Annotated in this window: 23 protein-coding genes; 12 read left to right on the top strand and 11 right to left on the bottom strand. The window is 66.8% G+C overall.

The features are described from left to right. The first annotated feature begins 165 nt into the window (after window positions 1-165). From CEW88_RS17200 to CEW88_RS17170, 7 genes are all read left to right on the top strand, one after another. Window positions 166-1146 carry a LacI family DNA-binding transcriptional regulator gene (locus CEW88_RS17200; RefSeq protein WP_108969197.1) on the top strand — a complete coding sequence of 327 codons (981 nt, stop codon included), beginning with the start codon at window positions 166-168 and terminating at the stop codon, window positions 1144-1146. Further along, window positions 1143-2159 (top strand): ABC transporter substrate-binding protein, encoded by a 1017-nt coding sequence (locus CEW88_RS17195; protein ID WP_108969195.1) that lies wholly within the window; start codon window positions 1143-1145, stop codon window positions 2157-2159. Before CEW88_RS17200 ends, CEW88_RS17195 begins: the two co-directional genes overlap by 4 nt. A gap of 104 nt (window positions 2160-2263) precedes the next feature. Next, entirely contained in the window at window positions 2264-3085 is an 822-nt protein-coding gene (locus CEW88_RS17190; RefSeq protein WP_108969194.1) for an ABC transporter permease, read from the top strand. A gap of 4 nt (window positions 3086-3089) precedes the next feature. Then, window positions 3090-3866 carry an ABC transporter permease gene (locus CEW88_RS17185; RefSeq protein WP_108969192.1) on the top strand — a complete coding sequence of 259 codons (777 nt, stop codon included), beginning with the start codon at window positions 3090-3092 and terminating at the stop codon, window positions 3864-3866. Further along, window positions 3859-4872 carry an ABC transporter ATP-binding protein gene (locus CEW88_RS17180; RefSeq protein WP_108969191.1) on the top strand — a complete coding sequence of 338 codons (1014 nt, stop codon included), beginning with the start codon at window positions 3859-3861 and terminating at the stop codon, window positions 4870-4872. Before CEW88_RS17185 ends, CEW88_RS17180 begins: the two co-directional genes overlap by 8 nt. After that, a complete protein-coding gene (locus CEW88_RS17175) occupies window positions 4869-5756 on the top strand; it encodes a nucleoside hydrolase (RefSeq protein WP_108969189.1) in 888 nt (295 codons plus the stop codon). Before CEW88_RS17180 ends, CEW88_RS17175 begins: the two co-directional genes overlap by 4 nt. Further along, entirely contained in the window at window positions 5753-7531 is a 1779-nt protein-coding gene (locus tag CEW88_RS17170; RefSeq protein ID WP_108969187.1) for an adenine deaminase, read from the top strand. The genes CEW88_RS17175 and CEW88_RS17170 overlap by 4 nt, the downstream gene beginning before the upstream one ends. Window positions 7532-7693: 162 nt before the next feature. Here the strand turns inward: CEW88_RS17170 and katG are convergent, their stop codons facing one another. After that, complete coding sequence (gene katG, locus CEW88_RS17165; RefSeq protein WP_108969185.1) at window positions 7694-9868, bottom strand: catalase/peroxidase HPI; 2175 nt, start codon at window positions 9866-9868, stop codon at window positions 7694-7696. Between the two features lie 243 nt (window positions 9869-10111). Between katG and CEW88_RS17160 the strand changes: the two genes are divergently transcribed. After that, complete coding sequence (locus CEW88_RS17160) at window positions 10112-10996, top strand: formate/nitrite transporter family protein (protein ID WP_108969184.1); 885 nt, start codon at window positions 10112-10114, stop codon at window positions 10994-10996. Here CEW88_RS17160 and CEW88_RS17155 read toward each other — a convergent pair. The 9 genes from CEW88_RS17155 to CEW88_RS17115 all read right to left on the bottom strand — a co-directional run bounded on the left by CEW88_RS17155 (window position 10993) and on the right by CEW88_RS17115 (window position 19020). Further along, window positions 10993-11616 carry a YitT family protein gene (locus CEW88_RS17155; protein ID WP_108969182.1) on the bottom strand — a complete coding sequence of 208 codons (624 nt, stop codon included), beginning with the start codon at window positions 11614-11616 and terminating at the stop codon, window positions 10993-10995. The two genes, CEW88_RS17160 and CEW88_RS17155, sit on opposite strands and share 4 nt — an antisense overlap. A 55-nt stretch (window positions 11617-11671) precedes the next feature. Continuing rightward, window positions 11672-12904 (bottom strand): NAD(P)/FAD-dependent oxidoreductase, encoded by a 1233-nt coding sequence (locus CEW88_RS17150; protein ID WP_108969180.1) that lies wholly within the window; start codon window positions 12902-12904, stop codon window positions 11672-11674. Further along, on the bottom strand, window positions 12897-13742 hold the full coding sequence (locus CEW88_RS17145; protein WP_254694470.1) for a TetR/AcrR family transcriptional regulator: 846 nt from the start codon (window positions 13740-13742) through the stop codon (window positions 12897-12899). The genes CEW88_RS17150 and CEW88_RS17145 overlap by 8 nt, the downstream gene beginning before the upstream one ends. A gap of 113 nt (window positions 13743-13855) precedes the next feature. Next, complete coding sequence (locus CEW88_RS17140; protein WP_108969177.1) at window positions 13856-14263, bottom strand: YbaN family protein; 408 nt, start codon at window positions 14261-14263, stop codon at window positions 13856-13858. A gap of 209 nt (window positions 14264-14472) precedes the next feature. After that, window positions 14473-15471, bottom strand: coding sequence for an IS30 family transposase (locus CEW88_RS17135; protein WP_108969175.1), 999 nt, complete (start codon window positions 15469-15471; stop codon window positions 14473-14475). 268 nt (window positions 15472-15739) lie between these two features. Then, window positions 15740-16021, bottom strand: coding sequence for a hypothetical protein (locus CEW88_RS17130; protein ID WP_108969173.1), 282 nt, complete (start codon window positions 16019-16021; stop codon window positions 15740-15742). Between the two features lie 243 nt (window positions 16022-16264). Beyond that, entirely contained in the window at window positions 16265-16846 is a 582-nt protein-coding gene (locus tag CEW88_RS17125; protein WP_108969172.1) for a DUF1190 domain-containing protein, read from the bottom strand. A 23-nt stretch (window positions 16847-16869) separates the two neighbouring features. After that, window positions 16870-18084: a glutathionylspermidine synthase family protein gene (locus CEW88_RS17120; protein ID WP_108969170.1), complete on the bottom strand. Its 1215-nt coding sequence runs from the start codon at window positions 18082-18084 to the stop codon at window positions 16870-16872. A 204-nt stretch (window positions 18085-18288) separates the two neighbouring features. After that, entirely contained in the window at window positions 18289-19020 is a 732-nt protein-coding gene (locus CEW88_RS17115) for an META domain-containing protein (protein WP_108969898.1), read from the bottom strand. Window positions 19021-19392: 372 nt separating this feature from the next. Here CEW88_RS17115 and CEW88_RS17110 point away from each other — a divergent pair, with 372 nt between their 5' ends. After that, complete coding sequence (locus tag CEW88_RS17110; protein WP_159099647.1) at window positions 19393-19863, top strand: hypothetical protein; 471 nt, start codon at window positions 19393-19395, stop codon at window positions 19861-19863. A gap of 69 nt (window positions 19864-19932) precedes the next feature. Here the strand turns inward: CEW88_RS17110 and CEW88_RS17105 are convergent, their stop codons facing one another. Then, window positions 19933-21309, bottom strand: coding sequence for a Vgb family protein (locus CEW88_RS17105; RefSeq protein ID WP_108969167.1), 1377 nt, complete (start codon window positions 21307-21309; stop codon window positions 19933-19935). 283 nt (window positions 21310-21592) lie between these two features. Between CEW88_RS17105 and CEW88_RS17100 the strand changes: the two genes are divergently transcribed. From CEW88_RS17100 to CEW88_RS17090, 3 genes are all read left to right on the top strand, one after another. Then, window positions 21593-22612 carry a TRAP transporter substrate-binding protein gene (locus tag CEW88_RS17100; protein WP_108969165.1) on the top strand — a complete coding sequence of 340 codons (1020 nt, stop codon included), beginning with the start codon at window positions 21593-21595 and terminating at the stop codon, window positions 22610-22612. 78 nt (window positions 22613-22690) lie between these two features. Then, entirely contained in the window at window positions 22691-23668 is a 978-nt protein-coding gene (gene denD / locus CEW88_RS17095) for a D-erythronate dehydrogenase (protein ID WP_108969164.1), read from the top strand. A gap of 20 nt (window positions 23669-23688) precedes the next feature. After that, window positions 23689-24456 (top strand): FadR/GntR family transcriptional regulator, encoded by a 768-nt coding sequence (locus tag CEW88_RS17090; protein WP_108969162.1) that lies wholly within the window; start codon window positions 23689-23691, stop codon window positions 24454-24456. Window positions 24457-24615: the final 159 nt, after the last annotated feature.

Here is a 24615-nt window from a genome sequence, read left to right as displayed (position 1 = left end):
CCTCATGGCGGGTGCTCGATGATTCCAATACCCGTCTAGAGGGTGTTGCCGCATGTTTTTTGTGCGCCTTGCCAGCGGAAGCGCTTTGAGTCTGATTAAACGTTTAATTGTCGGTTGACGGGTGCGAAAGCCACTGATTAATCGTTTCACCAAAGAGGAAACGGCATGGCCAGCATCAAGGAAATCGCACAGGACATCGGGGTTTCGGCCGCCACCGTCTCGAACGCGCTCACCGGAAAGGGGCGGGTTTCAAAGGAGCTGGCGGAACGCATTCAGGCCCGCGCCGAGGCGCTTGGCTACCGCCCGAGCCGCGCCGCGCGTGCGTTGAAGACCGGCCAGAGCGGCATCCTCGGGCTGGTGATGCCGGACCTCACCAACCCGCTCTTCCCGCGCATCGCGCAGAATCTGTCGATTGCTGCCGAGGCGCGCGGGCTCGGCATCCTCATCGCCGACTCGCGCGGCAGCGAGGCGCGCCAGACCGAGGCGCTGCAACAGCTCGTGGGGAGGGGGGTCGACGGCGTGGTGATCGTGCCGCAGAAGGGCACCTCGCCCGAGGCGCCCGGCCTGCCGATGGTGACGATCAACACCGCGCGCGACCCGCGCAACACCGTCTCGGCCGATCATGTCGGCGGCGGCGCCCTTATCGGCACGCATATCCGCGAGCTGGGGCACAGCCACGTGGTGCTGCTTGGCGGCGACCGGGTGTCGGACGTTCAGCAGGACCGCCTGCGCGGCATGGGCGAGGGGCTCGGCCCGAGCGTCCGCATCGAGACGGTCTGGGGCGATGCCGGGCTCGCCACGCTGCCCGAGCGCGTGGGGCAGGGCGCCACGGCGATCCTTGCGACCTCGGACCTGCTGGCGCTGGCCGCCTTGTCGGAACTCGCGCGCGCAGGGATCTCGGTGCCCGGGGATGTGAGCCTCACCGGCTTCGACGATCTGCCCTTCGCCACCGCCATGCACCCGGCGCTGACCACCACCGCGCAGGACGTGAGCGCCATCGCCGAGCATGCGCTCGAGGTGCTGAGCCGTCTCATCGCCGGCGCCGCCCGCCCCGAGAGCCACGCCGTGCCCATGCGGCTGGTACCGCGCGGCTCCACCGCCGCCCCCCGACACCCAACCACGACCAACACGGAGAGACTGCCATGAAGACCACCCTATCGCTCCTCGCGCTTGCCAGCGCCTTCGGCACCGCGGCGCATGCCGGCGACAAGACCCTGACCATCTCGGTCTATTCCTTCGCCCAAGATGAATACAAAGAAGCGCTCTACGATCCCTTCGAGGCGATCTGCGGCTGCGACCTGGTCGTCGAGACCGGCAACAGCGTCGAGCGCATGGCGAAGATCGAGGCCAACGCCGCGGACCCGGTGATCGACATGGCTGTCATCTCGACGCAGGACGCCCTCGCCCTGGCCCGCAAGGATCTCATCCAGCCGCTCGACAGCGCCAAGCTGAGCAACTTCGACAAGCTCTACGACAGCGCCAAAGATCCGATCGGCGATCACATGGCGGTCGGCTACACCTTCTACGCGAGCTCCATCGTCTACCGTTCGGACCTCGTCGACATCCAGAGCTGGGGCGATTTGCTGGGCGAAGAGCTGGCCGGCCAGGTCGCGCTGCCCAACATCACCACCACCCAGGGTCCGCTCACGCTGATGATGCTGGGCAAGGCCATGGGCAAAGAGGGAGACCTCGCGCCGGTGATCTCCGAGATCGGCGCGCATTCCGACGACATCGTCACCTTCTTCTCGCGCTCGTCCGAGCTGGTGCAGCTGATGAACCAGCAGGAAGTCATCGCCGCCCCCGTGGGCCGCTTCGCCTGGGGCAGCTTCAAGGACGCGGGTCTGCCCTTTGCCTGGGCCGAACCCGAAGAGGGGCAAGCTGGCGGCATGAACGTGATGGTCATGACCAAGGGCAACGGCAACGAGGATCTCGCTTACCAGTTCATGGACTACTGGCTCTCGACCGAGGTGCAGACCAAGATCGGCGAGATGCTGATCGACAGCCCGGCCAACAAGGAGGTCGAACTGAGCGCGGAAGCTGCCGAGAACCTCACCTACGGCGCCGACGTCATCGAAGCGCTGAACATCATGCCCGCCGCCGAAGTGCTCGACAAGCGCGAGGGCTGGGTCGAGCAGTGGAACGCCGAGGTGATCCAGTAACCCCGCCGGGGCGGCCCCTGCCGTCCCAGCACCCCGCCGGGGGTGACGCGCTCCCCGTTGCCCCCGGCACCTGACACCGCTCCAGACAGACGGGATCCCTACCCATGTTTCGCAACACGCGCGAAGGGCTGGCGCTGGCTCTTCCGGCCGCCATCTTCTCGACGCTGCTCTTCCTCGTGCCGGTGGGCATCCTGCTCTCCGAGGCCTTCCGCTCCGGCGGAAGCTGGTCGCTGCAGGGCTACATCGACTTCTTCTCGACGCCGCTCAACCGCACGGTCTTCCTGCGTACGCTGAAGCTGGGCGTTCTGGTGGCCGGGACGGCGGCGGTGATCGGCTACGCCGCAGCTTTCTGCATCGTCAACCTCGGCCCCAAGTCGCGCGGCAAGGTCTTCGGCATGGTGGTCCTGCCGCTGATGATCTCGCCCGTCGCCCGCACCTATGCGTGGATCGTCATCCTCGGCCGCACCGGCATCGTCAACGAGACGATCACCGGGCTGGGCCTGTCGGACACGCCGCTGCGCCTGCTGTTCACCGAGACCGCCGTCTTCCTCGGCCTCTTGCAGCTCTTCCTGCCGCTGATGATCATCTCGCTGGTGTCGGCCATGGAGAACATCCCGCGCGACGTTATCCCCGCTGCCCGGGTGCTTGGCGCAAGCTGGATCGCCGTCTTCTTCAAGGTGATCCTGCCGCTAACCAAGGAAGGGCTCGTCATCGGCGGCACGCTGGTCTTCACCGGCGCGCTCACCGCCTACATTACCCCGGCGATCCTTGGCGGCTCGAAGGTGCTGATGCTGGAAACGCTGCTCTACCAGCGGGTCAACGTGTCGAATGATTTCGTCTCGGCCAGCGTCATCGCCATGATCCTCATCGTCATGTCCTTCTCGGCGAACCTGCTGCTGAAGCGCATCGCCACCGCCCGGAGCTGACCTCATGCGCCATCTTGCGACCTGGTCCATCCTGGGCCTCACGCTGACCTTCCTGATCGGACCGTTCCTGATCATCATCCTCGCCGGGGCCTCGGCCACCGACTACCTGGCCTTCCCGCCCGAGGGGCTGACCCTCAAATGGTATCTCAAGGTCTTCACCGTCGAGAGCTTCCGCGCCTCCTTTGCGCTGTCGATGGCGCTGGCGGTCTTCGGCACGTTCATGGCGCTGCTGTTGGGGGTGCCCGCGGCCTATGCGCTCAACCGCTACGACCTGCCGGGCGCCGAGACGCTGCGCACCATCGTCGCGGCCCCGATCATCGTGCCGGGGATCATCGTCGGCCTTGCGCTCCTGCGCTACATGGTGGTGCCGACGGGTGTCACCGTCACGTTGGCGCTCTTCATGGCACACACTGCGCTGGTGCTGCCCTATGCGGTGCGCGTGGTCTCCTCGTCGATGCACAACCTGCGCGCCGACATGGAAGAGGCCGCCGTCCTGCTCGGCTGCTCGCGGCTGCAGGCCTTCACCAAGGTGGTACTGCCCAACATCCGGGGCGGGGTGCTTGCCGCCTTCATCCTCGGCTTCGTCACCTCCTTCAACCAGGTGCCGGTCTCGCTGTTCCTGTCGGGTCCCGGCGTCCGCACCCTGCCCATCGACATGCTCGCCTACATGGAGATCACCTTCGATCCCTCCGTGGCCGCGCTTTCGGCGCTCCTTGCCTTCATGTCGCTCGCCATCGTCTTCACCGCCGAACGCCTGCTGGGATTCTCTCGCTATGTCTGACGCTTTCGTCCAACTCTCCGATCTCACCCTCAGCTACGGCAAGTCGGTCGCCGTGCCGAACCTCGATCTGTCGATCCGCGAGGGTGAGCTGATCGCGCTGCTCGGGCCCTCGGGCTGCGGCAAGACCACCACCATGCGCGCCATCGCCGGGCTGCTCTCGCCCACCGGCGGGACCATCACCATCGACGGCCGCGACGTGACCCGCGTGCCCGCCAACAAGCGCGGCATCGGGCTGGTGTTCCAGAGCTACGCGCTGTTCCCCCATCTCAGCGCCTTCGAGAACGTCGCCTTCGGGTTGCGCCTGCAAAAGTTGCCCGAGGCCGAAATCAAGCAGCGCACCGAGGAAGGGCTGGCGACCGTCGGCCTCACCGGCTTCGAGAAGCGCAAGCCCGCCGAGATGTCGGGCGGTCAGCAGCAGCGCGTGGCGCTGGCGCGCTCGCTGGTGATGCGCCCCAAGGTGCTGCTGCTCGACGAGCCGCTGTCGAACCTCGACGCCCGGCTGCGGCTCGAGATGCGCACCGAGCTGCAGCGGGTGCAGAAAGAGACCGGCATCACCATGGTCTTCGTCACGCACGATCAGGCCGAGGCCCTGGCGCTGGCCGATCGCATCGTGCTGATGAAGGACGGCAAGATCGAGCAGCTTGGCACGCCGTCGGATCTCTATGCGCGGCCCGCCACGGCCTTTGCCGCCGAGTTCATGGGGTTCGAGAACATCTTCAGGGTCGAGGGCACCGAGGTCGTGACCGACAGCGGTCGCCTGCCGCTGGAAGCCCGCCCGGAGAGCCCGATCCTTGCCTGGCGTCCGGACGCGGTGACCGTGGGCAGCGGCCCGCATGAGGGCCGCGTTGCCGCCTGCAGCTTCGCCGGGGCGCATCGCGAGTATGTCATCGACAGCGCGCTCGGCCCGATCAAGGCCGATGCCGCCATCGCGCTGCCCGAGGTGCCGCTGGGAGAGACCATCCGCTTCGACCTGCCGCTCTCGACCGCGCGGGGCCTCGCGGCATGAGGCTCTGGGTCGACACAGATTACGGCTTCGACGACCTGTGGGCGCTGCTGCTCTTGCGCCGCCATGGGGCGACGGTCGAGGGTATCTCGCTTGTCGCGGGCAACACGCCGCTGCCGCAGGTCATCGCCAACGCGCTCGGCGCGGCAGAGGCTTATGGTCTCAAAGCCCCGCTGCACGCCGGGGCCGAGAAGGCGCTGGTCCGCGAGGTCGAGACCGCGCAGGCGATCCTCGGCGCGAAGGGCATGGACAGCCGGGGCCGTTTCCTGCCCGATGTGGACGGCCCGCGGCCGCCTGCCGATGCAATCGAGGCGCTGGCGGGCTGGCTGATGCAGGACGGGCCGCGCCCGGTACTGGCGCTGGGGCCGCTGACCAATATCGCGCTGCTGGTGCAGCGCTTCCCCGAGGCCGCCGCCCGCATCACCCGGCTTGTCTGGATGGGCGGCAGCAACGGGCCAGGCAACCATTCGCCGCTGGCCGAGTTCAACGCGCTCTGCGATCCCGAGGCCGCCGCCATCGTCGCCGGGGCCGGCCTGCCGCTCGAGGTGATCGACCTAATGATTTGCCGTCAGGCCACCTTTGGCCCCGAGGACATGCCGCAGACCGATCCGCTCACCGCCGATCTGCTCGGCGGCTACCTCGACATCGGTCTCAAGCGCGGGCGCGCAGGGATGGCGATCTACGATCCCGTTGCGGCGCTGGCCATGGTGCGGCCCGAGGCCTTTGCCTTTGAACGTCAGAGCCTCACCGTCTCGACAATGCAGGACGAAACCTATGGCGCCACCCGCTTCACCGCTGATCCCGAGGGGCTGACCCGCCTGCCGACAGCGCCGCTCGAAGACGTCGCGCGGCTCTGTCTGGACGCCTTGACCGGAGGCGCGGCATGACCTTTCCGAGCGATCTCAATGACCCCGCGCTGCGCGCCCGCGCGGTGCAGGCCGCGCGCGGCGAGGCGCCGTTCGACCTGCTGATCGAAGGCGGCACCGTGCTCGACATGATCACCGGGCGCGCGCGCAAGGCCGATGTCGGCATCACCGGCCCGCTCATCGCCAGCGTACACGCACCCGACCCTGCGCGCAGGGCAAAAGCGCGCATCGGCGCACGCGGCATGACCCTCGTGCCGGGGTTCATCGACAGCCACATGCACGTCGAAAGCTCGATGATCACCGCCGCAGAATATGCCGCCGCCGTGGTGCCGCGCGGGGTGACCACGGCGCTCTGGGATCCGCACGAGCTGGCCAATGTGTCGGGTGAGGCGGGGATTGGCTACGCCTGCGAGGCGGCAAAGGACCTGCCGTTGCGCCTCTTGCCGCTGGTGCCGACCTGCGTGCCCTCGGCGCCGGGCTTCGAGGCCTCGGGCGGGGATTTCACCCCCGAGACCGTCGCGCGCTGGCTGGCGCGCGGCGACACCCATGGCGCCGCCGAGCTGATGACCATGCGCCCGCTGCTCGAGGGCGACGCGCGCGTTGCCGGGATCGTGCAGGCCGGGCTCGACGCGGGAAAACGGGTCTGCGGCCACGCGCGGGGGCTCACCGGCGGCGATCTTGCGGGCTTTGCCGCTGCCGGGGTCGAGACCGACCACGAGCTGACCGGCGCCGCAGATCTGATGGCGAAGCTCGAGGCAGGGTTCACCATCGAGCTGCGCGGCTCGCATGAACACCTGTTGCCCGAGTTCGCCGAGGCGCTGACCGGGTTGGGCGAACTGCCGCAGACGGTGACCCTTTGCACCGACGACATCTTCCCCGACGACCTGCTGCGCAAGGGTGGGCTCGACGGGGTGATCCGACTGCTGATCGATTGCGGCCTGCCGCCGCTCTGGGCCTATCGAGCTGCCACGCTCAACGCCGCAAGCCGGATCGGACGGCCGGACCTGGGCCTTGTCGCGCCGGGCCGCCGCGCCGACCTGGTGCTGCTGTCGGACATCGAGGCGGTGCGCGCCGAGGGAGTTGTCGCGAATGGTCAGCTCGTGGCAGAAGCCGGACGGCTGACCGCCCGACCCGAGCCCGCGCCGGTGCCGGCCGCGCTGCGCGAGACCATGCGGCTTGCGCCCGTGGCTGCCGGGGATTTCGAAGTCCCTGCGAGGGGTCCGCACGCCCGCATTGCGACGCTTTCGAAGCCGCGGTTCCCGGTCTGGGGCGAGCGCAGGGTCGCGGTCGAGGACGGCCGCCTGGTGCTGCCCGAGGACATGATCCGCATGGGCATCGTCAACCGTCATGGCGCCGGCACGCCGATGCGGGTCGCCTTCCTGGAAAACTGGGGCGACTGGCGCTGCGCCTTTGCCACCACGGTGTCGCACGACAGCCACAACCTGACGGTCTTCGGGCGCCGTCCCGAGGACATGGCCGCCGCGGCCAATGCACTGCGCCACTGCGGCGGCGGGGTGGCGGTGGCGTCGCGCGGCAAGGTGCTGCACTGCCTGCCGCTGCCGATTGCCGGACTGATCAGCGACGCGAAGCTGGCACAGGTCGCCGAGAGCTTCGCCGCACTGCGCGCGACGCTCGACGGGCTGGTGGGCTGGCAGCCGCCCTACCTGGTGTTCAAGGCGCTCTTCGGGGCGTCTCTGGTCTGCAACCCCGGGCCGCGGCTGAGCGACATGGGCTTGGTCGACCCCTTCGAGGGGCGGCTGCTGGAGAGCTGCGTGTTGGAAGACGGGTTGGCCTGAGCGCGCGTCTTCGGAGCGGGGCAGAGGAGGAGGGCTCTGCTCCCCGTCCTGCCGCCGTCTCAGGAAATGCACGCGCAGGCCATAAGGGCGCGCTGCGCCAAAAGCAGAAGGGCCCGCACCTCGGGGAGAGGTGCGGGCCGGTGTTTCAGAATGGCTGCCGGATCACTTCAGGTCGAAGCGATCGGCGTTCATCACCTTGGTCCAGGCATTCACGAAAGCCGCCAGGAAGGTCTCGGTGCCATCGTCCTGGGCGTAGATCTCGGCGTAGGCGCGCAGGATCGAGTTCGAGCCGAACACCAGGTCGACGCGGGTCGCGGTCCATTTGATTTCTCCGGTCTTGCGATCGCGGATCTCGTAGAGGTCCTTGCCCGCCGGAACCCAGCTATAGGCCATGTCCGTCAAGTTGACGAAGTAGTCCGTGGTCAGCGCGCCGGGGCGGGCCGTGAAGACGCCGTGCTTGCTGCCGCCGTGGTTGGTGTCCATGGCCCGCATGCCGCCCAGAAGAACGGTCATCTCGTTCGCCGTGAGCCCCAGCAGCTGTGCCCGGTCGAGCAGCATCTCTTCCGACGAGACCGCGTAGTCCGTCTTCTTCCAGTTGCGGAAGCCGTCGGCCAGTGGCTCGAGCGGATCGAAGCTGCCTGCGTCGGTCATCTCGTCGGTGGCGTCACCGCGCCCGGGTGCAAAGGGCACCGAGATGTCGTGGCCCGCGGCCTTGGCGGCGAGTTCCACACCGACGTTGCCAGCCAGCACGATGGTGTCCGCGAGGCTTGCCCCGGCGGCCGTCGCCAGCGGTTCGAGCGCCGACAGCACACGGGCCAGGCGGTCGGGCTCGTTGCCCTCCCAGTCCTTCTGTGGGGCAAGACGGATGCGCGCGCCATTGGCGCCGCCGCGCATGTCCGAGCCGCGGAAGGTCCGGGCGCTGTCCCAGGCGGTTGACACGAGGTCCGACACGCTCAGGCCCGAGGCCGCGATCTTCGCCTTGAGACCACCGATGTCGTAGCCGGTTGTCCCCGCGGGGACAGGGTCCTGCCAGATGAGATCCTCGGCGGGCACGTCGGGGCCGATGTAGCGGACCTTCGGACCCATGTCGCGGTGGGTCAGCTTGAACCAGGCGCGGGCGAAGGTGTCAGCGAAATACTCCGGATCGGCCATGAACTTCTGGCAGATCGCATTGTAGATCGGGTCGACCTTCATCGCCATGTCGGCATCGGTCATGATCGGCATGCACTTGATCGAGGGATCCTCGACGTCGGCAGGCATGTCTTCCTCGCGGATGTCGACGGGCATCCACTGCCAGGCTCCGGCGGGGGATTTCTTCAGTTCCCACTCGTAGCCGAAGAGCAGTTCGAACCAGCCCATGTCCCACTGGGTGGGATTGGAGGTCCAAGCGCCCTCGATGCCCGACACCATCGTGTCGCGGCCGATGCCACGGCCCTTGGTGTTCATCCAGCCCATGCCCTGCGCGGTCACATCGGCGGCTTCGGGATCCTCGGAGAGGTTCGCCGCATCGCCATTGCCATGCGCCTTGCCGATGGTGTGGCCACCGGCGGTCAGCGCCGCGGTTTCCTCATCGTTCATCGCCATGCGGGCAAAGGTCTCGCGGACCATCGCGGCGGTGCGCATCGGGTCGGGCTGGCCGTTCACCCCTTCGGGGTTCACGTAGATCAGACCCATTTGCACCGCGGCGAGCGGGTTCTCCATGGTCGCCGGATCTGCCAGGTCGCCGTAGCGGCCATCTGACGGCGCGAGCCATTCCTTCTCGGCGCCCCAGTAGACGTCCTTTTCCGGGTGCCAGATGTCCTCGCGGCCAAAGGCGAAGCCGAAGGTCTTCAGGCCGGCGACCTCATAGGCGATGGTCCCCGAGAGGATCATCAGGTCGGCCCAGGAAATCTTGTTGCCGTACTTCTTCTTGATCGGCCACAGCAGGCGGCGGCCCTTGTCAGTATTGACGTTGTCGGGCCAGCTGTTCAGCGGCGCGAAGCGCTGGTTGCCGGTGCCAGCCCCGCCACGGCCGTCGGCGAGGCGGTAAGACCCAGCGGCGTGCCAGGCGACGCGGGCGAACATGCCGACGTAGGAGCCCCAGTCGGCGGGCCACCACTCCTGGCTGTCCTTCATCAGGGCGCGCAGGTCGTCCTTCAGCGCCTCCACGTCGAGCGATTTCAGCTCTTCACGGTAGTCGAAGTCCGGGGCGAAGGGCTTCGTCTTGCCATCGTGCTGGTGCAGGATGTCGAGGTTCAGTGCGTTCGGCCACCAGCTGGTCACCGAGGTGGCGGTCGAGGTTTGACCGCCGTGCATCACCGGGCATCCGCCCGAGGGTTTCACATCATTTCCGTCCATCGTTGGCTCCGGCCTTCGCTGCGTTGGGTTCTTTGGTGCGGGGCCTCTGCGCCCTCGACCCTGGGGTCGTGGGGTTGTCAGACACCGCGCACCTTTGGTCTAAAGATCAAAAGCGATAGAGGGAAATCAGATTTATTTTGATTTTTGATAAGAATAGGCTATCACCACGCGGCGCATGAGAAGATCGGGCGCAGGACGGTTGCTTTTTCGGGAACTCCTGCGGCTCTGGACGGTTCCGATGGGATGAATAACCTCGGCAGCCCCTCCAGCCCCAGCTTCAGCAGCAGCGAAACCGTCCACCGGCCTGCCGAGGAGCGGTCGGTCGACAGCGCGTCGCGGCTCTCGGCCCGGCTGATTTACGAGGTCGTCCGCCGCGACGGCGAGGAGGAGTTGAACCGCCCCTCGGTGTCGCTGATCTGGTCGGGGCTGGCGGCGGGAATCCTGATCAGCCTCTCGGTGATCGCCCAGGCGGTTCTTCTGACCTACCTGCCCGAGGCCCGCTGGACAGTACTGGTCGAGAGCCTGGGCTATTCGCTCGGCTTCATCGTGGTGATCTACGGACGGATGCAGCTCTTCACCGAGAACACCATCACCACCGTCATGCCCGTGGTGGCGCAGCGCTCGGCGACTTGCCTGCGCAAGATGGTCCGGCTCTGGGCGATCGTGCTCTCGGCCAACGTGCTGGGGGCGGTGATCGCCTCGGGTTTCCTGCTGCTTCCGGGGGTGCTTCCGCCAGAGTTGAGCGAGAATCTTCTGGCAGTGGCCCGCCACGGGGTGGAGGGTTCGGCGGGTGGCAACTTCATGCGCGCGATGCCCGCCGGTGTGCTGATCGCCGCGCTGGTCTGGGTGATGCCCGGCGCACGCGGCGAGTCGCTGGTGATCGTGCTGGCGATGACCTGGCTGTTGGCAGTCGCCGGCTTTGCCCATGTGATCGCCGGATCGGTCGAGGCGGGCCTGTTAGTCTGGAAAGGCGCGCTCGGCATCGGCAGCGCGGTCTTCGACTTTTTCCTGCCGGTTCTGGCGGGCAACGTGGTGGGCGGCACCGCGATCTTCACCCTGGTCACCTGGGGACAAGTGAAGAACGAGGTGGCCCAGGCGGATGACGCGCCGGACGGTGAGCAGAGTTAAGCGGCTTTGGCCGCCCCGGCGGGCGTGTTGCCAGTCTGCTGGATCCGGAAGTTCCAGGCGATCACCGCATTCAGCACTGCGGCACCAACGAAGGAGTAGAGCACCAGCTCGAGCGGCAGCACGACGCACGAGACCAGGAAGATCACGGCGTCGAAGCTCATCTGGAACCAACCGGTTTTGAAGCCGGTCTTTTCCTCGACGATCAGCGCCAGAACGCCCAGCCCGCCGGCAGAGGCATTGTGGCGAAAGAGTGCGATCAGCCCGGCGCCCGCGCTCGCCCCGGCAAGGATCGCAGCGACGAGCGGCGGCAGTTGATCGAAGGAAACCCAAGCCTGCAACAGCGGCGTGGTGGCCGAGATGCCGACGACCGCGGCGATGGTGCGCAGGGTGAAGGCCTTGCCCCGGCGTTTCCACGAAAGCCAGAAAAACGGCAGGCTCACCAGCAGAAAGATCACCCCGAAATCGAGCGGCATCACATAGGAGAGCAGCACCGAGGCCCCGGCGGTCTGGCCGGTGATCAACCCGGCAGCCTTGAGGAATACCACGCTGAGGCTGGCCATGAGGATGCCGAAGGCGATGCCTTGCGCATCATAGAGCGAGATCGGGGATTTGAGCTTCATGGCGTTGGTCTCCAGCGGGGCGTCGTCTTATGGGAGGCGAGACGGGGCAGGGCGGTCAGAGCCCGCGGCCCGGCGCAAGGGCGCGGGAGAGATCGCTTTCCTCGCCCTCCAGCGCGGCGGCAAGCAGGTTCGCAGTGGTCGGGCCGAGGGTGAAGCCTTGGTGGCCATGGCCGAAATGGAACCACAACCCCTTGTGGCGCGGCGCGGCGCCAGCCAGCGGCAGCATGCCCGGAAGGCACGGACGGGTGCCGGTCCATTGCGGCTCGGCGATGCGGTCACCGATCTCGAGCATGTCCGACAGAGCGGCGCGGCCGCGGTCGAGCTGCCGCAGGTCGGCGGGCGCGGTGCGGGAAACCAGTGCGGCACCGGTGGCGATCCGCAGCCCGGCCTGCATCTGACCCGCAACCACCCCGTTGTCCATGTCGACGATGGGCCGCAGCGGCGGGCGCACGGTTGTGTAATGTCCGTGATAGCCGCGCTTGTAGATCATCGGGATGCGATAGCCGAAGCGGCGCAGCAGCGCGGGCGACCACGGGCCGAGCGCCACCACCGCGTGTTCGGCTTCGGCCCGTTCGGCGACCGTGGTCACGCGCCAGCCGCCGCCAGATTGAACAAGGCTGGAGGCGTCGCCCTCAAGCAACCGCCCGCCGCGGCTGGCAAAGAGCTTGGCATAGGCATGCACCAGGCAGCCGGGCGCGTTGCAGCTCCAGCTGTCGGGCCAGTGAATCACCCCGGCGGGATCGGCGCGCAGGGCAGGGTCCTCGCGGCGATAGTCGGCGCCCGCCAGCACCCGGTGCCGGACGCCGTAGTCGCGCTGGAGCCGCTCGGCATCGGCAGCATCCGCTTCGAAGGCGGCGCGGTTTCGGTAGAGCTGCACCATGCCCTCGCGCGAAACCATGTTGCCTGCGCCTGCGGCCTCGATCAGCGGCGCGTGGTCCTGGGTGGCGCGGGCCGTGAGTTGGGCATAGGTGCGGGAAATCCCGGCGTGGCGGCGCGGCGCGGAGTTGAGGAAGTATGACCAGAGCGCCGGGGCCATCTGCGTGACGCCGCGCAGAGACCATGTCACGTCGTTGCTGCGCCCGGTGGCAAAGGACCAAAGCGTGCTGAGGTCGCGCGGCAGCCCGTAGGGTTCTGCCGCCTCCGCCTGGATGATCCCGGCATTGCCGAAGGAGGTCTCGCGGCCGGGCGCACCGCGGTCGACAAGGCTCACCGCGTGGCCACGGGCCTGCAGCGCGAGCGCGGTGGAGACGCCGACCATGCCGGCTCCGAGGACGAGGATTTCAGCCATGCGAGGGCTCCGAAAGTGCGGGGTCTGCAGGTCGGGACGCGCGGCGGGCGAGCCCGTCAATCAACAATTCGAGCAGCGCGGAAAAGCTCTGGTCATAGCAGACCCGCGCGCCGTTCTGCCAACGCAGCACGAAGATGCGGTTGGCGAGTTGGGGCAGCGCAGAATGGGTCAGCGGATAGGCCTCGGCATCGATCGCGGCCAGGCGCTCGGCGACCCGCCGTTCCCAGGCATCGTCCTCCGATGCCGGGCCGGGCGCCAGCTCCATGGTCACGAAACCGCAGAGCCCGCCGATCAGCGCGTTGAAGGCGTCGCGCAGGTCCGTGCCATGAAATCCGCCGTCGGCCAGCGCCCGGAGCACGGTCTCGATCCACTCGAGGCTGGAATCGCCGTTGGACATCATCTGTGCCCCGAGCAGCGGCGAGATATTCGGGTGCCGGTGGACCGCGGCGCGATAGGCGTGAAAGACCTGCCTGAGCCGTTCGGTCCAGGGCGCGCCAGGGTCCTGCGCAGCGACGAGACCGCCGGTGATCGTCGCAGCGATCGCGGCGAAGAGGTCTTCCTTGGCGCCGCCGACATGCCAATAGATCACCGCCGGAGAGACGCCGAGCCCGCGCGCCAGTTCGCGCAGCGAGAAGGCCGAAAGTCCTCGCGCGTCGATCTGCGCGATCGCGGCCTCGACAATTTGCGCACGGGTCAGGCCGATCGCGGCGGCGCGCCCGCGGGGTGCCTTGGCGGGCGCGGGGGCTCCGCTGTCGGCAACGCCGTTCACAGCGCAGCCGTCGCCGACCCGCACCGCGGGCGGATGGTCGAGCGCAGGATATGCGGGGCCGTGTCGCACATGGATATGGATCCGAAGCTGGGGTGTTTCCGCCATAGCCCATCAATTGAACGTCGTTCAATTGAAAAATGTGACCTCGCCGGACCGGACGTCGCCTGTGGCGCGACGCGGTGTCACCGCGGGCCGTTTGGCCGGCTGAGCACGAAGGACGCGGCGCCGCCCATGCAGATCAGCTGGAGAAGCAGAACGCGCTGCGGGACCGCGAGCCAGAGGCTGAGCGCCAGCGCCGCCAGCATCATGCTCACCGCCAAGGCTTTGTAGCGCGGCGCAATGGCGCCATGCGCGCTCCAGTCCGCGATCATCGGGCCGAAGCGCGGATGCTCGGCGAGAAAGCGATGCAGCCGCGGCGAGCTCTTGGAAAAGGCAAAGGCGGCGAGGATCACGAAGGGCGTCGTCGGCAGAAGCGGAAGAACGATCCCGATGACGCCGGCGCAGAGCGCGAGTCCGCCAAGCGCCAGCCAGGCGAACCGGAGCCGGCTGCGCGGCGGAAGGTGCGGATCCTCTGGGGGGACTGGACTCATCTGGAACTCGGGCGTGGGGTCTGGACGATCAAATAGCGCCACTTGCAGAGAACGCCACGTGGCAATCTTGATCCGATCCTCGAAACTCAGCTGAAGGCAACACCGACGCATCCCACATCCTCCATGCAAACTTCTGTTTTGATACAGAATTTGCACTTCGTTTGTGAATCCACCCACTGTGGGCTCAAGGGTCGTTGCGACAGGCTCCGCTATCTCAGTTTCGCCATTTCCTCTCTGAAGGCTTCCGTCGGCGTGCGCCATCCGAGGCATTTGCGTGGTGTCGTATTCAGTCTCTCGCTGATCTCCTTCATCTTGGGCGTCGAAAGCGATGCGAGAGGCGTATCGCGCGGCAGGACGCGGCGGGCACGTCCGTTCAGGTTTTCCACCGAGCCTTTCTGCCAGGGCGCCTGAGGGTCGCAGAACCAGGCGGTTGTCCCGATGCCGGCTTCGAGCTTTCTCCAGTCGCGAAACTCGAACCCGCGGTCGAAGGTGATCGACTTGCGCGCCACCTGGGGCAGTGGCGTCAGCACGTTCATCAAGCTGTTCATGAAGTGCGTGGAGCTGCGATCGTTGTTGCGGAACAAGACCGCGAAGCGGGTTTTTCGTTCGACCAGCGTTGCGACGTTCATCGAACCTTGCGCACGCTCGAAGATCATCAGATCACCTTCCCATTCTCCGAATGTTTCCCGTGTTTTGACGTACTCGGGTCGCTGGTGGATCGAGCGTTCGGGCGGGAAGACCTGGTTGCGGGACCGCCGTGCATGCCGGGGCCTGCGTTTCTTGCGCCGGCTGGGCAGATGTCGCGCCAACTCTTCGGCTCGACCCTCGGGGCCATAGATATGAGCGTAGATGGTCTCGTGGCTGACGGTCACGGACAGACCTTCGAAACGTAGCCGTCCGGCGATCTGCTCAGGCGACCATCCCGCCTTGAGGCGGTCGACCACCGCCGCGCGCAGCTCGGACAGCCGGATCAACTTCCGCCGTCGGGCGCGGCGATCGGAAGCTTTGCGCTGCGCGACCATCCCATAGTAGCCATCGAGATAGGCGACCTCTTCAGTGTCTGCAGAAAAGGCATTGCGCTTGATCTCGCGGTAGACGGTCGAACGATGCCGACCGATCTCTGCGGCAACCCTGCTGACCGGCAGCTTTGCGTTCAGCAGGTCTTCGATCCTGCGCCGCTCACGCAGATCCAGCTCTTTGTGCGCCATCGTCCGTTCTCCTTGCTTTCCAGCAAGATAGGGGATTTGTCGCAACCCAGTTTAGAATGTGCCCACGCCACCTAAACAGATCGCATAATGAGCATTATGGTAATAATTGTTTAATAATGGTTCAAAGTGTTCTGGACCGAGGGACACGCTGGGAGTTGGCGCCTGCGCGTTCATTCGAAGAACCATGCGTCACGCGACCGCAAGTGCGGCCGGATCCGTTTTCCTGGCAGACGGCAAAGCACTTGCACCTCACTTCGGACGCGCGTGGTCAGGTTTGGCGGCGTTCCTGTCCGGGGGTTACTGGCATCGGCTCGGTTTCCGAGCGCGGGTGCCTTGCGCTGGATCGGTGCAGAGACAGCAGGAAAAGTGCGAGGATCATCGCGGCGGGTGCCATCAGATAGGCCGCGAGCACGATCAACGGGTGCGCTCCAGCGCCCCAGAGCACGAAACCGGCGAGCACGCCGATGCTTCCCGAAAGCGCTGCAATCACGAAACCGCCCCCCGAGGCGACGGCCCGTTCCGTGTCAGTCTCGTTCTTCTTCTGGTTCATGCTCCTCCCTCTCCAGGCACCTTCCAGAAACGGTGCCCAGCAGCATGAATGACACAAAGAAACCCAACAGCCATCTCCCTGCCCGAGCGGAAATGTCACGGAAACCAACGTGGGGGCAGAAAGTTACCCTTAGCATAACCTCGGGGAAGTTACCTAACCCTAAATGCGGACGGCGCTGTGCGCCCGGCGTAGGTCTCTCAGCGTGGAGTTGTGCGTGGGCTGGATTTCCGCCTCGGTCGGCCCTCAGCCGCCGAAGGTGCCGCGGGCTGCGCCGGTCCGGCCGAAACCGCCACGCGAGGCCACGGTGGCGCGGGACATCGGCGGCTTGCCGACCGTCGCCGGCGGTTTCGAGAACATGCTGGTGCCGAGCTTGGCGCGGCCGGAGTTGCTCGAGTAGGTGCTGGCGCCGGTGGCATTGGTGAAGCGTCCGTCGGGCGTGCGGTAAAGCGGTTGCGCCGCGGCCATCCCCGAGCGCCCGCCCAGCATGTTGCCGATCAGATAACCCGCCAGCAGCGGCATGAAGATGCCACCCGAGCCGCCCTGCACCTGCTGCGCCTCGCTGCCGCAGGCGCCTTCGCCGTGCTGTTCCTCGCAGACCTGTAGGCTGTCGTAGCGCGGTGCGGATTCCACATGCAGCGTCTCGGCCTCGGAAAATGCGGCGTCGCAGTCCTGCGCTGAAAACAAGCCGCCGGTGAGCGCGGCGCTGCGGCAGCTCTCGAGGTCGGGAAAGGCCTGCGCGTCGACCTGCTCTTCGCGGCAGCCCGCGAGGGTGAAGGACGCGGCGCCGACAATCGCCAGCGCGACGGTTCTGGAACGTTTACGCATCTTGGTCTCCCTCTGGCCGCGCGTCAGTCGCGGATGAAATGCGGCTTGAACCGCGACAGGTCCTGCGTGATCCGGGCGCGATCCTCGCGCATGCCGATCCCGGCGCAGCTCGCGCCGACCATCCAGGCGCCGACCACCGGCCGGAAGCCTTCGAAGATCGGCAGTGGCTGATAGGCCTGCACCACGCGCGGATGTTCCTCGTAGCCCGCATCGGGCGCGGATTCCAGCAGCTTTCCCTGCTCGAAGATACGCACCGAGGCGCCTTCGCGCGAGAAGATGGGCTTGCTGACATGGCCTTGCGCAAAGACATCCGATGCGCGTTGAAACGCTTCGGGGCCGGACTCGCGCCCGGCCAGCGCTTCGACCACCTCGTCCTCGAAAAACGCCGGCAGCAGGTTCGGGTGGCCCTCGAACATCCGCCAGAGCACCGGCAGCAGGCCCTTGTTCGACAGTACCGCCTTCCAGACAGGCTCAAGCATCAGGCAACCCGCGGTTCGCAGGTGGTCGGCGTAATCGTCGCGCAGCAGATCTTCCCAGGGGTAGAGCTTGAAGAGCGTGCCGATCACCCGGTCCTCGGAATCGATGAACTGCCCGTCGGTGCTGATGCCGAGCTTTTCCAGATCGCTGTAATGCGCGCCGAGATCAGCCTCGCGCGCGGCCCAGGCCATTGTCTCGACCGTGCCGTAATCCTCGGGGCTGTCGGCGGCGGCGGCAAAGTGGAGGTCCGTGCCGGGGGCGAACAACGCGCGGAAGCGCTCGACCAGCGCCTCGTGAATGCCGTTGAACTGGTCGTCGCCCTCGCGCAGCACGCCGGCCGCGATCTGGTCTTCGAGCCAGAGCCACTGGAACGAGGCGCTCTCGTAAAGTGACGTGGGCGTGTCGGCGTTGTATTCGAGCAGTTTCGCGGGCCCCTGCCCGTCATAGGCAAAATCGAAGCGTCCGTAGATCTCGGGGTCGCCGCGCTGCCAGCTTTCGGCCACGAGGTCCCAGTGCGCGTGCGGAACGCCGAGCCGGGTCATCAGGTCCTCGCTCTGGACGATCTCTGCCACCGCCGCGCGGCACATCTCGTGCAGTTCGGTCGCCGGGTCCTCGAGGTCATCCTCGATCTCGCGCAGGCTGAAGCGATAGGCCGAGGTTTCGTCCCAATAGGGCTCGCCATGCATGTCGGCAAAGGTGAAGCCGAGCTCCTCGGCCTTCTCGCGCCACGTCGGGCGCTCGGTCAGGGTGAGTTTTTCCATGCAGGTCTGTCTTCGGCCTCCTCGGGGCGGATCGGCGCCTCCCGGACAGATAGGTCGGGAGAAGTCAGCGCGGATCGGCCGGTCCCGCAGATATAGGAAGCCCCGGCGACGCTTTGAGGCCCCGCGGCGAAATTGACGCAACGGAGCCACGGTTTTTTGCCCGCGGACGGAGCTTTGGACGATGGAGGTAGCGAGCCGCGCGCCCTACTCTGGGCGTTCGGTCAGGCGCAGGACCGTGACGCCCGCCGCATTGGTGAGGCTCAGGTTCTTGCCGTTGCGCACGTAGCCGGTGGTCTGCTCGAGCGCCGCGACCATGTCCTGATCGAGCTTCATGCGCGGCTCGGGGCAGGCCCGGCGCGTTCCCGCGAGCGGTTGCAGGATGCTGAGCGTGCCGTCGCCGATCTCGGCCCGACCCGTGAAGCGGTTGCAGCCCCCGTACATAGAAAAGGCGCCATCGTCGTTGAAGGCCATGCTGGGCGGATCCTCGGTCACCAGCATGCGGCCGCCGATCTCGAAGGCGGCCCATGCGATGCCGGTGATGCGGGGCATGTCGGCGACCGGCGCCGCTGCCATCTGCTCAAGCACGATCTCGGGACGCGCCGGCGCGTCGCGGGTGATCGCCGGAAAGGCGGTGGTGGTGCGCAGCAGCACGGTGTCGCCCTCGCGGACCTTGCCCGCGACCACGTAGCTCATCCGGGTGTCTATCTGCGCCTCATCGTAGGGCAGCTTGACGATCGCCGGCAGCATCTCGATGCGATAGCGGTGCGCCGAAAGCACAGTGGCCGGTGCGTCGGCGCGAGAGACGTCGAGCAGTTCCACCTCGAGCAGCGCCTCGTGTGGCAGGCTTGCTCCCTCGGCAAGGCGCACCACGACGGGCAGATCGACGGTTTCGGCCATGGCGGGCATCCCTCCGAGGCTGGCAAGCAGGGCAATCATTCCCGCGGGTCTGAGGACCTGGCGGACAAGGGGTCGAAAAATGCGCATGTCGCGTCTCCTTCCGGGCTCTGCCGCATTGCCTGACACGGCCCCTGCGGCTGCCGCCCCGCGTTCGCAAAGGGGGGCAAGGGTCGTCGGCATGATGGCGCAAGCCCCCGGACCGGGCAAGCCGGGCGGGCGCGGCGTAGGCGCAGATTTGCCAAGACCTGCCAATGCGATGAGGGTGATCGGCGGGGGCGACGGACGGGATTCGCTGTGCTAGGCTCACAGCGGATTCATCGCCGCGCGCTCCGCGGTGCAGCGCAGACCGGCGCTCAAGGGCATTCGACCAAGATATTCGACCACGACTTTTGACAAGGTGAGGATTTTGCCATGGCACGGCGCCAACGATCACCCAGATACGTGACGACCCTGATGATGGCCCTGATCGGGGTGCTGCTGATCGCCGCCTTCATGGCAGAGGATGCGATCGCCAGGGGGGGTGTCACCTGGGCCGACCTGCCCAAGGGGCTGATGCTCCGCTACCTGCTGGCAATGGCGCTCGGCGGCGCGCTCTCGGGCTGGCTTCTAGCCGGGATGTTCGGACGCAGCGGCCTCGGCGGCTTCATCCTTGGGTTCATCGGCTCGGTGCTTGCGACGCTGGTGGCCGGTCTCTTCGGCAGCGCGGCGGGGTTGCTGCCGGACCTGCTGCGTGACGGCTGGTCGAGCTCGGACCTGATTCCGATCTTCTACGGGCTCGCAGTGCTGCCGCTGGCCTTTGCGGGGCAACCGCTGCTGCTGGTGGGCTGGCTGGTCATCATGCTCTTCACCCACCTTTGGGCACGGCGGGTGCGGACGGGCTGAGCGGCCCCGCCAGACGAAAGACGGCAGCGCCGAAGCGCTGCCGGTTCCCTTCTTGAAGGGGCCCTGCCCTCAGGGCTTCAGCGTCACGCGGCTGATGTGATCGCCGGTGGCATCCTCTTGACCCTTGCTCTTGTTGACCACGAAGACACCGCCGTCCGCCGCGGCGATCAGGTGGTTGGGGAAGCTGCCGATTTGCGCCTTCGCCACGACCTCGCCGTCGGGCGAAACGGCGACCAGCGAATCCGAGCCGCGCACCGCAACCCACGCCAGATCGTTCACCGTGTCGAAGGCGATGTTCAGCGGCCCCGCGCCCACCGGCACGTCGTGCAGCGTCTCGCCAGTGGCGGCATCGACGATCAACACGTTGTCGGTGTTCACTCCGGCGGTGAAGATGCGGTGGGTCTTGGCATCATATGCGACCCCGATGGTGCGCTTCGACAGCGGCAGCGGGTAGACCGAGGTCTCTTCGCCCGACGCAAGATCGACCACGGCGACCTCGTCGGTTTCGAGGCTGACCACGTAGAGCGTGCCACTCGCCGCGTCGATATGCATGCTCGCTGTGGCGAAATCGGCGCCGCGCTTGCCCGAGCTCAGTTCGATGGGCGCCAGTTCCTCCAGCGTTGCCGCGTCGAAGACGTGGATCGTCGGCTCGAAGGTCGCGGTGACATAGACCTTGCCGTCATGCGCCAGAGCATCGCGGGGATGCGGCACCGCACCGGCCTCGAACTGCTTGATCAGCGACAGGTCCTCTCCCGCGTAGACGGCGACGGTGTTCTGCCGCGTGTTGGTCACCCAGACCTGCCCCTGTGCATCGACGCCCACGCCGTAGACCGCGAAGACCCCGCCGTCGCGCCCGTCCGGGCCGTCGGGTGCGTCCTGCGGCGTGGCTTCGGCAAGGATTTCCAGTGTTTGCGGGTCGAGCTTCATCAGCTTGCTCTGAGTCACCGGCGGGCGGCCGACGGCCGAGGTGACGTAAAGCGCATCATTCCCCGCGGCGACCTGGTAGAGACCCGGTGCCAGCTTCTGCGAGGTGATCTCTAGCGCGCCGCTGTCGGGCAGCACCGGAGAGATCTTGAGATCGAAAGTCATCGCATAGGCCGGATCGGCGATCTCGGCGACCACCGGGTAGAGGCCCGGCTCAGCGCCCTCGGGGATGCTGACCTCGGTGCGGAACGCGCCCTCGCCGTCGGCGATCACCGGGGCCTCCGCGTTCAGCACCGTGCCGTTTTGACGCAAGGTGACGCTCTGGCCTGGCAGGAAGCCCTTTCCGCGCACCTCTGCGGTGCTGCCCGCGGTGATCGGGGCGCGGTTGAGACCGTCGGCGATCATCTGGCCGTCGAAGCCCTTGGCGAGCCCGGCGAAGGGATCACAGAGCGCGGCGCCGGCGATCAGGGTGGAAAGCGCGATCCCGCAGACGCCGGAACGAAGTGCCGTGACAAGGGACATGGAAGTCCTCCTTTGAAGACGCGGGCTTGCCGCGTGAAATGTCGATGGGCTGGCTCGGACCCGCGGGTTCCGTGGCTCTGCGGCAGGGCACGCAGTTCGCACCTGCCTAGGATGGTTGACTGTTACAGTCAAGTATTCTGGGCCGCCCCCTACGAGCCCGTGAACGGCGGGTGCGACCGGCATGTCTCCGCAAAGTCAGTGCGCGCATTGTCGGATTGTCTGGCAATCTGGCGATTGTCTTGCTACCGATGGAGTCGGAGGACGATTTAAAGGGAGGAACCTCATGTCCAAGACACTTGTCGCCGTTCTGGCTGGCGCGACGCTGCTCGCCGGTGCCGCGAACGCTCAGACCACGCTGCGCATCCAGACCCATCAATCGCCGGAATCGGTCTCGGGCCAGCTCGTGCGCGATTTCGTCGATCAGGTCGAGACCATGTCGGGCGGCTCGCTCGATATCGAGATGTTCTACAGTTCCGCCGTTGTCGCTTCGGCCGAAACCTTCGGCGCAGCCGCCACGGGCATCCTTGACTGCGACATGACCAACGCCAGCTACCAGACCGGCCTCAACCCGGCCTTTCAATTCGTCGCCGACACGATGGGGGGCTACGACACGCCCCTGCAGTACCTGAGCTGGATCTCGCAGGGAGGCGGTCGCGAGGCAATCAACGAGCTCTACAATGCCAACGGCATGGAATTCGTTGGCGCCTATCTGGGCGGGCAGGAGTCGATGAACTCGACCGCGCCCCTCGCCGGGATCGAGGATCTGAAGGGCTGGAAGTTCCGCTCGCCGCCCGGCATGGAATCGGAGATCTTCGCCGAGCTGGGCGCGACCCCCGTCGTGATGGACTTCACCGAGATCTTCACCGCGCTGGAAACCGGCATTATCGACGGCGCCGACGCCTCGACGCTGGCCAACAACGTCGGTCTCGGCATCTATGACATCGCCAAGCACACCACCTTCCCCGGCTTCCACTCGATGAGCTCGGATCACCTTGCCTGCAACAAGACCGTCTGGGACGGACTTGAGCCGGCGCAGCAGGAAATCCTGAAGGCGGCGATGGACACGCTCGCCATGAACCTGATGATGCGCACCATCGTGCAGAACGGCGAGGCGCTGACCGAGCTGCCCGAGAAGGGCGTGACGATCTACGACTGGTCCGCCGAGGACCGCGCCGCCTTCCGCGAGGCCGCGATCAGCCGTTGGGATGTCTGGGCCGAGAAAACCCCGGAAGCCAAGGCGATGGTGGAGAGCCACAAGACCTTCCTCAAGCGCATCGGCCTCGGCCAGGACAGCGCGAACTGAGCCCGCAACGGCACCCCTAGGCGGGCGGCCCCACGGCGCCGCCCGCTCCCACCCCAGAGATACGGAAAGACACACGGGATGAACGTTCTGATCATCGGCGGCGGCGGCTTCATCGGCCGCAAGGTCGCCCAAAGCCTCGCCACCCGCGGCAACCTGCGCGACGCGCCCATCGACAAGCTGACGCTGGCCGACATCGCCGCGCCCGAGCCCCTCGAGGCCCCCTTCCCCGTCGAGACCCGCGCCTGCGACATCACCGACCGCGCCTCGATCGACGCGCTCATCGACGACGACACCGACGTGATCTTCCACTTCGCCGCCGTCGTCTCGTCCCACGCCGAGGCAGATTTCGAGGCCGGCATGAAGGTCAACCTCGACGGCACGCTCAACGTTCTGGAACGCTGCCGCGCGCTCGGCACCTGCCCGGTGGTGGTCTTCACCTCCTCGCTGGCGGTCTTCGGCGGCGAGGTGCCCGACCCGATCACCGATCACACCATCCCCAACCCGCAGACCTCCTACGGTATGCAGAAGGCGATCGGTGAGCTGCTGCTCAACGACTACTCGCGCAAGGGCTACGTCGACGGCCGGGGCTTCCGCCTGCCGACCATCTCGGTGCGCCCGGGCAAGCCGAACCGCGCGGCCTCCTCCTTCATGTCATCGATTATCCGCGAGCCGCTGAACGGCGAGCCGGCGATCTGTCCGGTGGACGAGGGCCAGGAGCATTTCTACCTCTCGCCAAAGCGGTGCGTCGAAAACCTCATCAAGGGCGCCGAGCTCGACGCCGAGGATCTGGGGATGCAGCGCTGCATGACCATGCCCGGCCAGCGCCTGTCCATCCGCCAGATGATCGATGCGCTCACCGCCGTGGCCGGGCCGGAGCCGGCGAAGCTGATCAAATGGGAGGAGCAACCCGAGATCGCCGACATCGTGCGCGGCTGGCGCTACGATTACCGTTTCGACAAGGCCCTCGCGCTGGGGCTTGAAGCGGATGCGAGCTTCGAGGAGAACGTGCGCTACTACATGGAAGATGACCTTCCGAAAGCCAAAACCCCCGCCTGAGGCCACGACCGAGACCCGCCATGCTGACCCCGATCGTCCAGACCCCGCGATATCGGCTGGTGGCCGAGGAGATCGCCGCGCGCATCCGCGCCGGCGACTTCGCCTCCGGCACCAAGATGCCCGCGGACAAGGATCTGGTTGCCCAACTCGGGGTCAGCCGGACGACGGTGCGCGAGGCGATGATCGCGCTCGAACTGATGGGCTATGTCGTCACCCGCTACGGCGCCGGCGCCTTCGTGGCCGACCCGCTGCCCATGGCGCAGGATGAGACGCACCCCGAGACACCGGGCCTGCCCGGGTTCTTTGAACTGGTCGAGGCGCGCTTCGTCATCGAGCCCGAGATCGCCGCCATCGCCGCCAGCACCGTGACCCCCGGGCAAATCGCGCAGCTGACCCGCTGCATCGAGGGCATGTGCGACACCCGCCTGCCCTTCGACCGGATCGAGGCGCATGACCGCGAGTTCCACCTCGTCATCGCGCGCTCCACCGGCAATTCGCTTTTTGTCACGATGGTCGAGGATTTCTGGCACGCCCGCCAGCGCTACCCGGAATGGACGCGCCTCAACAACCGCCAGAACGCCGAGGACATCGCGCGCTTCTCCCGCGACGAGCATGTCGCCATCGTCGACGCCCTGGTCGCGCGCGATGCCGGGGCGGCGCGCGCCGCCATGGCGCACCATTGCCGCAACTCGGGCCAGCCGCTGCTGGAGCGCTGGCATCGCTTCGAGGGTGAAACCGTTGGCGAGGAGGTTCTGCACCGGCTCAAGGCACGGGCGGGTCAGGGCTGACACCTACCACGGCGATGCGCGGGCTCCGCCATCTTTAAAAAAAGGGGCTCTGACCCCGGCCTGCGGCTCTCTTCGGGATACGTCTGCCAGGACGCAAGGGCGGCGGCTTTCCGTTCTGAGCTGGATGGCAAAAAGGCCCGCACATCTGTCACGTGCGGG

Source organism: Alloyangia pacifica, assembly GCF_003111685.1.
GTDB classification, from domain to species: Bacteria; Pseudomonadota; Alphaproteobacteria; order Rhodobacterales; family Rhodobacteraceae; genus Salipiger; species Salipiger pacificus_A.
This window is presented reverse-complemented; position numbering and strand designations above follow the sequence as displayed.

Coding starts and splice junctions, on each gene's coding strand:
- CEW88_RS17200 (WP_108969197.1), top strand. CDS start 166: ATGGCCAGCATCAAGGAAATCGCACAGGACATCGGGGTTTCGGCCGCC.
- CEW88_RS17195 (WP_108969195.1), top strand. CDS start 1,143: ATGAAGACCACCCTATCGCTCCTCGCGCTTGCCAGCGCCTTCGGCACC.
- CEW88_RS17190 (WP_108969194.1), top strand. CDS start 2,264: ATGTTTCGCAACACGCGCGAAGGGCTGGCGCTGGCTCTTCCGGCCGCC.
- CEW88_RS17185 (WP_108969192.1), top strand. CDS start 3,090: ATGCGCCATCTTGCGACCTGGTCCATCCTGGGCCTCACGCTGACCTTC.
- CEW88_RS17180 (WP_108969191.1), top strand. CDS start 3,859: ATGTCTGACGCTTTCGTCCAACTCTCCGATCTCACCCTCAGCTACGGC.
- CEW88_RS17175 (WP_108969189.1), top strand. CDS start 4,869: ATGAGGCTCTGGGTCGACACAGATTACGGCTTCGACGACCTGTGGGCG.
- CEW88_RS17170 (WP_108969187.1), top strand. CDS start 5,753: ATGACCTTTCCGAGCGATCTCAATGACCCCGCGCTGCGCGCCCGCGCG.
- katG (WP_108969185.1), bottom strand. CDS start 9,868: ATGGACGGAAATGATGTGAAACCCTCGGGCGGATGCCCGGTGATGCAC.
- CEW88_RS17160 (WP_108969184.1), top strand. CDS start 10,112: ATGAATAACCTCGGCAGCCCCTCCAGCCCCAGCTTCAGCAGCAGCGAA.
- CEW88_RS17155 (WP_108969182.1), bottom strand. CDS start 11,616: ATGAAGCTCAAATCCCCGATCTCGCTCTATGATGCGCAAGGCATCGCC.
- CEW88_RS17150 (WP_108969180.1), bottom strand. CDS start 12,904: ATGGCTGAAATCCTCGTCCTCGGAGCCGGCATGGTCGGCGTCTCCACC.
- CEW88_RS17140 (WP_108969177.1), bottom strand. CDS start 14,263: ATGAGTCCAGTCCCCCCAGAGGATCCGCACCTTCCGCCGCGCAGCCGG.
- CEW88_RS17135 (WP_108969175.1), bottom strand. CDS start 15,471: ATGGCGCACAAAGAGCTGGATCTGCGTGAGCGGCGCAGGATCGAAGAC.
- CEW88_RS17130 (WP_108969173.1), bottom strand. CDS start 16,021: ATGAACCAGAAGAAGAACGAGACTGACACGGAACGGGCCGTCGCCTCG.
- CEW88_RS17125 (WP_108969172.1), bottom strand. CDS start 16,846: ATGCGTAAACGTTCCAGAACCGTCGCGCTGGCGATTGTCGGCGCCGCG.
- CEW88_RS17120 (WP_108969170.1), bottom strand. CDS start 18,084: ATGGAAAAACTCACCCTGACCGAGCGCCCGACGTGGCGCGAGAAGGCC.
- CEW88_RS17115 (WP_108969898.1), bottom strand. CDS start 19,020: ATGATTGCCCTGCTTGCCAGCCTCGGAGGGATGCCCGCCATGGCCGAA.
- CEW88_RS17110 (WP_159099647.1), top strand. CDS start 19,393: ATGGCACGGCGCCAACGATCACCCAGATACGTGACGACCCTGATGATG.
- CEW88_RS17105 (WP_108969167.1), bottom strand. CDS start 21,309: ATGTCCCTTGTCACGGCACTTCGTTCCGGCGTCTGCGGGATCGCGCTT.
- CEW88_RS17100 (WP_108969165.1), top strand. CDS start 21,593: ATGTCCAAGACACTTGTCGCCGTTCTGGCTGGCGCGACGCTGCTCGCC.
- denD (WP_108969164.1), top strand. CDS start 22,691: ATGAACGTTCTGATCATCGGCGGCGGCGGCTTCATCGGCCGCAAGGTC.
- CEW88_RS17090 (WP_108969162.1), top strand. CDS start 23,689: ATGCTGACCCCGATCGTCCAGACCCCGCGATATCGGCTGGTGGCCGAG.